The sequence below is a fragment of the Paraburkholderia sp. BR10872 genome, assembly GCF_040965835.1.
GTDB lineage: Bacteria > Pseudomonadota > Gammaproteobacteria > Burkholderiales > Burkholderiaceae > Paraburkholderia > Paraburkholderia nodosa_A.
Window position 1 is genome coordinate 1 of the sequence record NZ_JBFRCN010000110.1, and the last position, 9,611, is coordinate 9,611.

Genomic DNA, 9,611 nt, shown 5'->3' on the forward strand with positions numbered 1-9,611 from the left:
TGGCGGATCAGACGCCCGATGAGGCATACTTCGCGACGCTGCCAGCGATCAAATCGGCAGCATGATCGCCCCGGACGCTCCACTTAAAATCTCGGGACCCTGTCCGAACAAGCGACGCCACCTCTGATCGAGCGACGTATGCGCGAGTGGAAAAAGGAAGACAGGAATGTCAAGAAGGCATTTCGCGGCGGGCGCGAGTGTGCTGCCTGGACGGGGGACTGGTGCCAAACAGGTACTGTTTCCGGCACGGAAGCTAGCATGCAAGACGATAGCACGTTGTATGTAGGGCGCGACGTTCATAAGGATTCGATCATGGTTGCCTATGCGGTCGGTATGAGCGATGTGGAACTGCTCGGCAAGATCGGCACGTCACAGATGGAAGATGATCGCTTATGCAAACGACTGCAGTTCAAAGCGACGCGCATCCGCATCGTCTACGAAGCAGTTCCACGCGGCTATGGCCTTTGCCGGCGACTGATGCAGAAGGCCTCGACATGTTGTATGTGCACCATCGCTCATCCCGCGCAAACCCGGCGAGCCCGTCAAGACCGACCGGCGTGACGCCATCAAGCTGGTGCGTTCGCTGCGAGCGGGCGATCTGTCCGCGGTGCATGTGCCGTGCGGCGGAAGATGAAGCGTGTCGCGATCTGGCCAGTGCTTGGTCATCGGCGCGAGAAGACCTTAAACAGCTGCGATGCGGGCTGAAATCGTTCCTGCTCCAGCATGGTGTGAACTACATTGGACGTGCGGATTGGGGGCCGACACACCGACGCCGCTTGAGCACGCGCAAGTTCGACAGCGGCTGGCGTTCAATGAACACCGCAACACGATCGAGGATCGCCTAGCGCAATGCGAACGGCTGGAAACCGCGTTCCGTGATGGTGGCGATTGTTTCAGTCCGGTCCATCAGCATTTCGCTCTCAAGCGACGCGTCCTACGTGCCTCACTTTATCGCAAACAGCTTGCCGGCGCGCATTTATTCATTGGGGCCACAAGATTGCGGTGCGATCGAGCCGGCATTCGGTCACATGAATGCCGGCGCAAGTTCGATTTGTTTAATGACAAAGCGACCGGAAGCCAGTCCATCCCAGAAAGCTTACTTTGCGCGATCCGTTACATAGTAGGACACCGGTGCATCAATAATCTCATGAGCTATGCCAGTCACCATTCCATTTGCAGAAGCCTCATCTGGACTGAGAACCTTTCTGTTATTTTCACTGTAAATCATTGAATTTATTTCCTTGCCGTTCAGGTTGGTGCAACTTCTGTAGATATCTGAAAGCATTTGCTTGACGGTATCCAAATTTTCCGTGGCAACATTGAGCTGATCCGGCTGAAACCTGTTGCTCAGGTCTATGCTTGGCGGGTGCAGAATAAAGCGTCCCCCAGGAAAGGAGAGGCGATCCTGAGCGCCGCAAAACATCATCGTAGCAGCCGACATCACCGTGGCTAAATTAACTGTTATTACCGGAACCCTCGAACTCTGGATGGCGCGGTAAGTAATATACCCCGCGTCCGTATCTCCACCACCGCTGTCGATGTATAGATAGATCGATTTTAGCTTCGGGTACTTCGCGTTCAACTCGTCCAGCGCCGCTATCAAGTCATTCGCCTTTTGAATTGTAACGGGCCCTGTATAGAATATTTTGCTATTCAATACGTCGTATCTTCGATCCGCTTCCGGGATAACTTTTGAGAGGGAAGCATGGGCCGGCACCCCATAAAGAAAAGATAGCAGCAACGTGCCACGAATAAGAATTTCACAAAGAACTCTCATATTTTTCCTATTTGGAAAGGAAATACTGATTAATTAGCCCGTCGCTTATGTCGGAGCAGACGGACGGATCCTACAAACGATAGACATCGACACGCCCAGGGAAACTTGCCGCTTGGCTCGGGCTCACGCCGCAACATCATTCATTCGGAGCAAGGGCTAGCCGGGATCATCAAGCCACGACACCGATACATTTGCTCGAAGCGTGCCCGCCTCCGTGAGCCCGCTGCCGATGGTCTTGGCTTAGGTAATCGTGCAGATGGGTGCATACAATCGCCGAAGCTGCAAGGATTGTCCTCATGATCTAAAGCTCCGCTCTAGGTGTTGTTACGTTTGACGTTCCCCAAATTGTCGGAGCGGGCGGGCTTCCGACGACACTTCCTTCATTCAAGGCCTATTGACTCACAGTCGGATCGAACGCCGGAATTCGCGCGTGGCTACCTTCGCGCGTGCGCTAGCTCCGCGTGCGTCCGGCAAGACGGCGCACCATGCTGTTATGGCGTCAATGGCAAGCGGCTCCCATTTGTGCACCCACGCACGCAGCACGGCGTGATTGCCTTCCTGTTCGATGGCCATGCGAACGAGCTCCTTGGCCCAACGCCGATGCCGCTCGGTGTCAATGAGCTGCGCATCGGTAAGAAGGCCGAGTAGGATATCGCCGTTTTGGCGCGCCGTGACGCCGAGGCCGCGCAATACGGTCTCTTCCACTGCCGGGCGTACCACGAGATTTAGCGCGACAAAGCATTCAGCCCAGTCCCACGCGGTGAGTGCTTCTTCAACTAGTTTTCGCCAGCCCTGCCAAGGCGGGTCGAGTTCCCAGCGGCGCCGCTCATCGCTGCCGAAGCCGAGGTCCGCAAAAGTCAGGGACAGTTCTTTGGTGCGATACGCGGTGTGCGTGAGCCAGCGCAGAGAGTCAGCGGTCTGGTATGCGGCACAGTTGGAGATCGTGGAAGCGGGGGCCATCTGGACCAGATACGCTGAGCCCATCTGCAGCGCATGAAACAGGAAGCGAGCGGGGGTATAGACGCGTGCGAGCGAGGCCGCCCATGGCCGGGCGAGTTGGGCGTCGTGACCGCGCGTGGAGAACTGGTCGAGGAGACCATATACGTAAGTTTCCTGACCATCCTGCAGCAGGTTGTACGTGCGATAGACGATCTGGTCTGGATCACGAAATGCGTTCCAGTCGGGATGTCGCAGCGGCGAGGCGTTGCGGTTGCGCTTGAACCATTGCGCCATTTCGAAGTTAGGGTCCAGTTCGAAGGGGGCGTCGGGGTTGTCGGTGGTATAGTGCAAGTTCGTCGAGACGATCTCATACTCGCTTGGCTTGCGCCGCCGCGCGGCTAGATGGCTCCATGTTTTCAGCGGCTTGAGGACTTCGGGCTCAGTCATGCTCGTCTCCGGTTAAAGCGTTTTCTCGTAGTAAAACCGCACGTAGCATTCGGTTGTTTCGATGCGGCCTGAAAACGAGCTGAGGCTGACTTCCAGCTCGCACATCATGAACGGTCGGCCAAGCGTTTCCTCAAGCGTGGAGCGGCGGAGGATCAGTTCGCCATCCGTATCGATGCGCACATACGCGAATTTGTCGTCCACGCGGATCGTCTTGCCGGGGTTGTCTTCGTGCGCGGCTTCGATGACGCCCGCCGTAATGCTGCCCGCACGAAGCACGGGACCCACGCGGTTGTTGCGGTAAGCCAAGGCGGTGGTTTCGGTGGTCATGATCGGTTCTCTGTGACGTTCAGGAATGGGCAAAGAGGGTTTCAACGCTGCCCACCGCAACGAGAACGTCTTCGCCCTCGATCTTTGCGGGGTATTCGCGAAGCCGGGAGTCGCCAGGATTGATTCCTTTGCCGGTATTCACGTCGAAGGTCCATTGATGCGCGCGGCACATCAGCACGCGGCCGTCGAACTTTCCTTCCCCGAGCGGAATCGCCTGATGCGGACAAGCGCCCCGAAAGGCGTGCGGCTCGCCGCCTTCTGAGTTCACCACCACAATCACGCGGCCATCCACCTCCGCTTCGATCATCTCGCCTGCCCAAAGGTCGTCGAGCGTGCAGACTTTCTGGTACTTCATTTCGACCTCATTCGTCGCAAAAGATGAATTCGAGCGTTTCCATCGGCTTGATATCCGTCTCGCCGAGCTTTGCGTCGCGCGCGTAGAACTGCCCGGCGCCCTGGCGCCGCACGCGCACAACCTTGTCAGGCCGTGGGATGACGCGTCGGCCCACGGAATGGAACGCGGCGGCGGCCGCAACTTCATCCATCGTATTGCCGGTATCCACCGGCAACAGCTGCAATACGAAGTCGTATTGAAAATTTGAGATCACATGGAAGAGTGCCATGTCGTCCTCGTTTGCGTGGCAGCCTCAGGCGGCTTGTTTTGTTGTCACGGGTCCTCGGTACGATTCGACCCATGCATACTGGTGCGCGTCGTCGCCCATTTCGCCCGGCGCGAGCCCCATGTAGTTCAACGCGCCCAACAGGTCGGGTGGCTGGATATGACCGGCGAGGAGGCGATCGACGAGCGTGAGGTGATCGCGGTAACGAACCGGGTCCTGCTGGAAGACCCAGCGGTCGATTTCCGAATTGAAGTGATACCTGCGGCCGTTATGGTCTAGAGGGTAGTCCTTCACGTTCCAGCCATCGCCCGGAATGGCGCAAATGGGCAACTGGCTCATGTTGCAGAGGACAGGCAGCGTTTCGGGCATCGTAAGTTCCCGGCGGCCGAGGAGCAGGTTTTCGATAATGACGTCCCATACCTTGCCGAACGAGTTGTTCCAGCCGGGATATTTTTCTTCCAGCCAGTCGCGGCATTCGGGCGTCACGCCAGCTGCGGGGTCCCACCAAACCGTGGGACGCCAAAACCAGATGCCTAGCTGATAGGCGTGGTGCTGGTAATCGAATTCATTGATCAACTGGTCCCAGTACCAGGGCAAATCGAGGCCGAGATCGATGAGTGTCCGCTCAAACTGACTGACGATCCACTCGCGCGCGAATTCCTTGAACGACTGGTTGCGGTGCTCGATCGGCGTGGCGTAGTCCATCGACGATCCCGTGAGCAGACAGAACAGGCGCCATGTCCGTGCGATTGCGACATCCACGAGCTTCTGGGCCTCCGTCTTACGGCCGTTTGCAATCAGAATGTGCAGCGCCGGGCCGCCGATTTGCGCATGTCGCGATTCGTCCGTTTGAATGCTGGAGATCAGGCTTGCGAAAGTGAAATCGCCGACGTTGACTGCGTCGGCTGCCAGACCGAGGAACTGTACATTGGTGAAGCCCGTTTCGAACGCGAAGGTGAGCATAACCGCGATCTCGATCGCGCTGCGGGACATAAAAAGGTCGTCAAATGTGTTGCGGGCGGCAATTGCACCCCACTGGTTCGTGTGACAGGCCTTGTGCGCCCAGTCAAACTGCCTGTCTTTTGCACAGTAGTCGTGAGGGAAGTAGAGCTGCAACTGCCCGTGACGGTTTTCGTCGAGCATGCCGAAGGTGGCCATGTTGCGCATCCCTGGTGCACGGCCGAAGCGAACCATGCGTGCTTCGGCGCTCATTGCCGCATACTCGCCGAGTGCAATGGCGCCGTAATGGGCCTTAAGGATGGAAAGCCAGCCTGGATCGGTATCCTCGAAGCTGCGGCAGCAATTCAGGGCTGCCTTCACAGCATAGGCACCAGCGTCTTTTTCGCGCTGGATACGGACGTACTCGGGATACGACGTCTTGTACGGCTCGTCGTAGCTCTCCCATTGGACCATCGGAATACCTTGTGCGCCAGACATGATGTCGGGAAAGAGATCCGAATCCGACACGTAGGACGGGGTCCAATTGTTGGCGCGGGCGATGTCGTACCAGTCGACGCGTTCCAATAACGCCATGTTCAAGTCTCCTTCGTAAGTCGCGATTTGGTTTGCCGGAGCACTATTGCATCCGCCGGGCGGGTTACCTCAGAGCAAAATCGGTGCCAATGTGCCGACCTGATTGCATCGGCGAGGAAGAAGTCCCGGGAAAGGGAGATCGAAGATATACGCGCCCGTTGCCGGGGGGCGATCCGAATGCGCTAGTTTCCACGGGCGAGGAGTTAGAAAACCAGCAACGCGCGCAAGCGCGAAAGCTGCCGCGTGACACAAGGCCGGTACCAGGTCTTTTTTCGCAGGACCGAATCCACTCGGCATTAACTGAGAGTGCGTCCCGGGTCCTTCTCGTCGAGGGATTGTTCTGTCTGCCGGCATAACCACAGACCCAAGCCCCCGATCCTTGATTCTGAATGAGTTAGCGCGTCTGCCGCGACCTGAATGCACTAGGCGGGAATGTCTGGATTGTTATATAGATAACGCGCAATGTGGCACTTCTTCGACAAAAACTCGGACAACGTTAAAGCGAACTGTCGCGGTCAACTGATTCCGGGGAAGAAGGGTCTTTCGGTGACGGTGTTGCCTTGTAGGCGGTGGGCAACAGGCGAGCCAGCGTGGAGTGCAAGCACTGGAATGTTCGAGAAGACGAATACTGGTAGCTATTGCGCCGGGCCTCATTGTGGTTTCTGAGCTGCAATGCGGAGCTCTGACATGGGGAGGCGTTCAGCGACTACAGGCAGCCGTGTATCCAATAAGAACATCGGCAGTACTGGTCTGCGCGTAGCGTTGACAGTAATCGAGATTGACTTAGCTAGCTCAACGAGCCGATAGATCCGGTCGCCACCGAGCCGCACGGCGATTTCGATCAGCGTGGGACCGTCGCGCGTCATGCGCACTTCCGCATGAAACACGCCCAGCGTCAAGCCGATCTGTCTCGCCACCGTTTCGACATACGCGCTCAGCCGAGCTGGGTCGCGCTCGTCGAGCGTAGCGTCGACCACATGTCCCATCTCGACGAAGTACGGCTCGGGCCCGAGGATCTTTTCGGTAACGGCAAGCACGCGCGGACCGAGTGGACCGACGTAGCCTTCTACGCTGTACTCGGGGCCGTCGAGATACTTTCAAGCATCATCGCTTGACCGACTTCGCGGCCCATGTCCGGCACAGATCGATTCGCAACGCTGCGGATTATCGCGTGCAACGGCGCGAGGGAATCGACGCGGCGCACCAGTAGGCTGCCGCAACCATCGACCGCCTTCACTATGGCAGGAAATCCGACGTGCGCCGCCGCGCGGGCGACGTCGCCACGCTTCGCGATCGACGCGAAACGCGGGACGGCGAGCCCGGACATGCTAAGTCGCCGACGGCAACGGTATTTGTCGCGTTGTGAGCGCGGCCGCTTCGGGCGCTAGATGAGGTAAGCCCAATTGTGCGGCCGTCTGCGCGACGATGTCGACCGCGTACTCAAAGCCGGCAACGAGCGCGTCGATGCCTCCGACTGTCCGCACCGCCGCAGCGACGTCATCAGCCGAGCCAGTGTCGACACTCGTCAGCGACGCGACGGTCCGTAGGTGCGTTGGCGGCACGATGCGAGTATCTGCGCAGAACGCGTGTACCGGATGCCCGAGCCGCTGCGCTGCAGCGACCGGCGCGGTGCCCGATGAGACGGGCTCTACTACGACAGTAGCCGTGATGCGCTCCTCATGCGACGACCACCTCCGACTGGCGCCCGGTTTCTGCCTTCAGTTCGTCGAAGTAATCGCCGACCAAGCAAGTTGCGCAGATGCATTTCGGCCTTGTCGATGCCACCCCATCCGTCGATCGCCCGCTGGAGGGAGGCGCACATCAGACCGTCGCGGTCGCGCGGTTTGTCGTATTGGATATGGCCAAGTGAACCCCTAACGGTGTGGTGGCCGAAGGCTCGACCCGCAGCCTCGGTGATCGTCTTATTGTAGCGGCCCGAATACCATTCGACGAACCAGTTCCACACCATCGTCGGCAACGGGCCATCGCGTTCGATGCTGAGATACAAGTAATTGATCAGCTTGCTGGTCGAGTGGAGCGGCTGAATGGTGTCAATCCGTTCGGCGGTGAGGCCAAATTTTTTGATGTCGCGCAGAAAGAGTCCTTCGTGGCCGTATTGCTCGGCGAGGTATTGCGAGAGGATCTGCGCGAGTTGATTGTCCTTGAAGCCAATCTTGTAGAGCGCGAATGCATCGATTTCATTGTTCAGGCGGATGCGCAGCACTGTCTCGACGAGATGCCGCCGATAGTATTCGCGGTCGATCCGTTCGCCGCGGTGAAACGCGGCGGTGTCGGGCGAGGCGGAAAAGAGCGCCTGCATTTCACAGTCTGCAACCGGTTCGAAACGGGCACGATCTTGGTGGGCCATTTTCAGTCTCCAGTAAAACTACATGAAGGGAAACAGCATCGCGAGCGCGACACATACAACGACGAAGCGAACCATCCCTAGTTAGTGTCTCGGCAACATTCGAAGACTTGGAAAAAAATGCAGTGCGAGACGACGATCCAATTGCCGGCAACACTGGCCTATTTTTGGCGACAGCAGGCTGTACTGGCGCAGACCACGAGCAACGTGCCGATGCTTTGCAAGCCCGTCATAGGCTGACCGAAGACGATAAAACCGATTGCGGCGGCAATGGCGGGTTCGACGCTCATCAGAATGCCGAACGCGGACGCCGTCATGCGCCGCAGCGCGAACATTTCGAGTACGTAGGGCAGGAGCGGCACGAGTACCGCGAGATATGCGGCGTCAATCAGTTGAGCGGCGGGGCAGATGGCCACCGCTTTGCGCAAGACCAAACGGCGTGGTGACAAGGGCCGCGACGATCAGCGACATTGAGAGCCCCTGCAGGCCATCGAACAGCGTGCCGACTCGTTTCATCATCACGATGTAGGTTGCGCAGCCGAGCGCAGCCCCAATCGGAAAGACCAGCGCGGCGAGCGAGGTGGTCCATATGCCGCCCTGCCGCGCAATCAGGACGACGCCGACCATCGCCACCATGGGCCACACCACACTAGCATCCGGAAATTTGCGGATGCCGGCCATCGCGACGAAGAGGGGGCCAATGAAGCTGATGGCGACTCCGAGACCAAGGGGCACGCGTTGCACGGCTTCGAAGTAGCACAGCATCATGCCGGCCATGGCGCTACCGAGAACGAGAGCGGCGATCCAGCGCTGTCGGGAGTAGGCATGGAGCGGCGGTCGCATCGCGATCGCGAGTACCAATCCCGCGAAACAAAGACGCAGCCAAGTCGTGCTGAGCGTACCGTATCGGATCATCACGGGTCGCGACAATGCAGCACCAAGCTGCACGCTGCTGCACATCGATGCGATAGCCATGGCAGGCGCGAGCACGCTGGAAAAACGTTGCGAAGACGGCTCAGAACCAAGGGCGTTAGCATCAAACGCATCGCCGTTAACTGGCTCAAGCCCGGTGTCGATACGATTCGCTTGGACGGCATCTAAATCTTCGCTCATACTCGGCTTCGTGGCAACGACGGGAGAATCCTAACAGCGCAGATCCGCTTCGTATGAGCCATTAATATTTTTGAGCGCATCAATCATATCGATGATTCGCGATCCAGAAAAAGCTTGTTCTGCAGGTAAATGATTTTGTCGCGGTAAGATCGGAGCGCTAGAATGCACGTCTTGTGAAGTGACGGAACCGACCGCACGCTTCTCGGCAGGAGTGGGCTTGCGCGGGAGCGCCCGGTAACAAATCGACACAAACCCAACCGACGCAGCGACTCTTTGGAAAGGCATCCCGCGCATCAGTGAGGTGTATTTCAACAGCCTGCTAGTATTCTGTCCCATAAATAACTTTACGTAAATTCAGATTGTTCTATGATCGAATTCACGGCGTGTTGGAGGCGATCATGGGACGTAAAGGAATCGAGGTTGTCGTGTCGGAACTGGAGCGAGAACAATTGCTGTCAATGAGCCGCTCGCGTTCGCTGCCTCATTCTCT

At 57.9% G+C, this 9,611-nt stretch carries 11 protein-coding genes and 1 pseudogene; 1 reads left to right on the top strand and 11 read right to left on the bottom strand.

Features of this window, described 5'->3' with window-relative positions; all coding sequences use genetic code 11:
- Positions 1-258 precede the first annotated feature (258 nt).
- A pseudogene (locus AB4Y43_RS39865) lies at positions 259-868 on the top strand (IS110 family transposase); the annotation flags it as partial.
- Between the two features lie 228 nt (positions 869-1,096).
- On the opposite strand, the gene AB4Y43_RS39870 reads toward AB4Y43_RS39865, so the two are convergent.
- From AB4Y43_RS39870 to AB4Y43_RS39920, 11 genes are all read right to left on the bottom strand, one after another.
- Positions 1,097-1,777, bottom strand: a complete 681-nt coding sequence (locus tag AB4Y43_RS39870; protein ID WP_368730245.1) for an ATP-dependent Clp protease proteolytic subunit — start codon at positions 1,775-1,777, stop codon at positions 1,097-1,099.
- 399 nt (positions 1,778-2,176) lie between these two features.
- Positions 2,177-3,163 (bottom strand): aromatic/alkene monooxygenase hydroxylase subunit beta, encoded by a 987-nt coding sequence (locus AB4Y43_RS39875; RefSeq protein WP_069268302.1) that lies wholly within the window; start codon positions 3,161-3,163, stop codon positions 2,177-2,179.
- Between the two features lie 12 nt (positions 3,164-3,175).
- Positions 3,176-3,490 carry an MmoB/DmpM family protein gene (locus tag AB4Y43_RS39880; RefSeq protein ID WP_368619630.1) on the bottom strand — a complete coding sequence of 105 codons (315 nt, stop codon included), beginning with the start codon at positions 3,488-3,490 and terminating at the stop codon, positions 3,176-3,178.
- Between the two features lie 19 nt (positions 3,491-3,509).
- Positions 3,510-3,845, bottom strand: coding sequence for a Rieske 2Fe-2S domain-containing protein (locus AB4Y43_RS39885; protein WP_069268304.1), 336 nt, complete (start codon positions 3,843-3,845; stop codon positions 3,510-3,512).
- Between the two features lie 7 nt (positions 3,846-3,852).
- On the bottom strand, positions 3,853-4,113 hold the full coding sequence (locus AB4Y43_RS39890; protein ID WP_342925261.1) for a toluene-4-monooxygenase system B family protein: 261 nt from the start codon (positions 4,111-4,113) through the stop codon (positions 3,853-3,855).
- 24 nt (positions 4,114-4,137) lie between these two features.
- Complete coding sequence (locus tag AB4Y43_RS39895) at positions 4,138-5,643, bottom strand: toluene monooxygenase (protein ID WP_368619629.1); 1,506 nt, start codon at positions 5,641-5,643, stop codon at positions 4,138-4,140.
- A 650-nt stretch (positions 5,644-6,293) separates the two neighbouring features.
- Positions 6,294-6,680: an ATP-grasp domain-containing protein gene (locus AB4Y43_RS39900; protein ID WP_069268307.1), complete on the bottom strand. Its 387-nt coding sequence runs from the start codon at positions 6,678-6,680 to the stop codon at positions 6,294-6,296.
- 29 nt (positions 6,681-6,709) lie between these two features.
- Positions 6,710-6,970 (bottom strand): hypothetical protein, encoded by a 261-nt coding sequence (locus AB4Y43_RS39905; protein WP_368619628.1) that lies wholly within the window; start codon positions 6,968-6,970, stop codon positions 6,710-6,712.
- A 324-nt stretch (positions 6,971-7,294) separates the two neighbouring features.
- Positions 7,295-8,011 carry a hypothetical protein gene (locus AB4Y43_RS39910; protein WP_368730246.1) on the bottom strand — a complete coding sequence of 239 codons (717 nt, stop codon included), beginning with the start codon at positions 8,009-8,011 and terminating at the stop codon, positions 7,295-7,297.
- Positions 8,012-8,169: 158 nt separating this feature from the next.
- A complete protein-coding gene (locus AB4Y43_RS39915) occupies positions 8,170-8,370 on the bottom strand; it encodes an EamA family transporter (RefSeq protein ID WP_368619626.1) in 201 nt (66 codons plus the stop codon).
- A 22-nt stretch (positions 8,371-8,392) separates the two neighbouring features.
- Positions 8,393-9,121, bottom strand: coding sequence for a DMT family transporter (locus AB4Y43_RS39920; protein ID WP_368730247.1), 729 nt, complete (start codon positions 9,119-9,121; stop codon positions 8,393-8,395).
- Between the last annotated feature and the right edge of the window lie 490 nt (positions 9,122-9,611).

What these genes read in the sequence shown, in the direction of transcription:
- AB4Y43_RS39870 (WP_368730245.1), bottom strand. Translation starts at nt 1,777, where the DNA reads ATGAGAGTTCTTTGTGAAATTCTTATTCGTGGCACGTTGCTGCTATCT.
- AB4Y43_RS39875 (WP_069268302.1), bottom strand. Translation starts at nt 3,163, where the DNA reads ATGACTGAGCCCGAAGTCCTCAAGCCGCTGAAAACATGGAGCCATCTA.
- AB4Y43_RS39880 (WP_368619630.1), bottom strand. Translation starts at nt 3,490, where the DNA reads ATGACCACCGAAACCACCGCCTTGGCTTACCGCAACAACCGCGTGGGT.
- AB4Y43_RS39885 (WP_069268304.1), bottom strand. Translation starts at nt 3,845, where the DNA reads ATGAAGTACCAGAAAGTCTGCACGCTCGACGACCTTTGGGCAGGCGAG.
- AB4Y43_RS39890 (WP_342925261.1), bottom strand. Translation starts at nt 4,113, where the DNA reads ATGGCACTCTTCCATGTGATCTCAAATTTTCAATACGACTTCGTATTG.
- AB4Y43_RS39895 (WP_368619629.1), bottom strand. Translation starts at nt 5,643, where the DNA reads ATGGCGTTATTGGAACGCGTCGACTGGTACGACATCGCCCGCGCCAAC.
- AB4Y43_RS39905 (WP_368619628.1), bottom strand. Translation starts at nt 6,970, where the DNA reads ATGTCCGGGCTCGCCGTCCCGCGTTTCGCGTCGATCGCGAAGCGTGGC.
- AB4Y43_RS39910 (WP_368730246.1), bottom strand. Translation starts at nt 8,011, where the DNA reads ATGGCCCACCAAGATCGTGCCCGTTTCGAACCGGTTGCAGACTGTGAA.
- AB4Y43_RS39920 (WP_368730247.1), bottom strand. Translation starts at nt 9,121, where the DNA reads ATGAGCGAAGATTTAGATGCCGTCCAAGCGAATCGTATCGACACCGGG.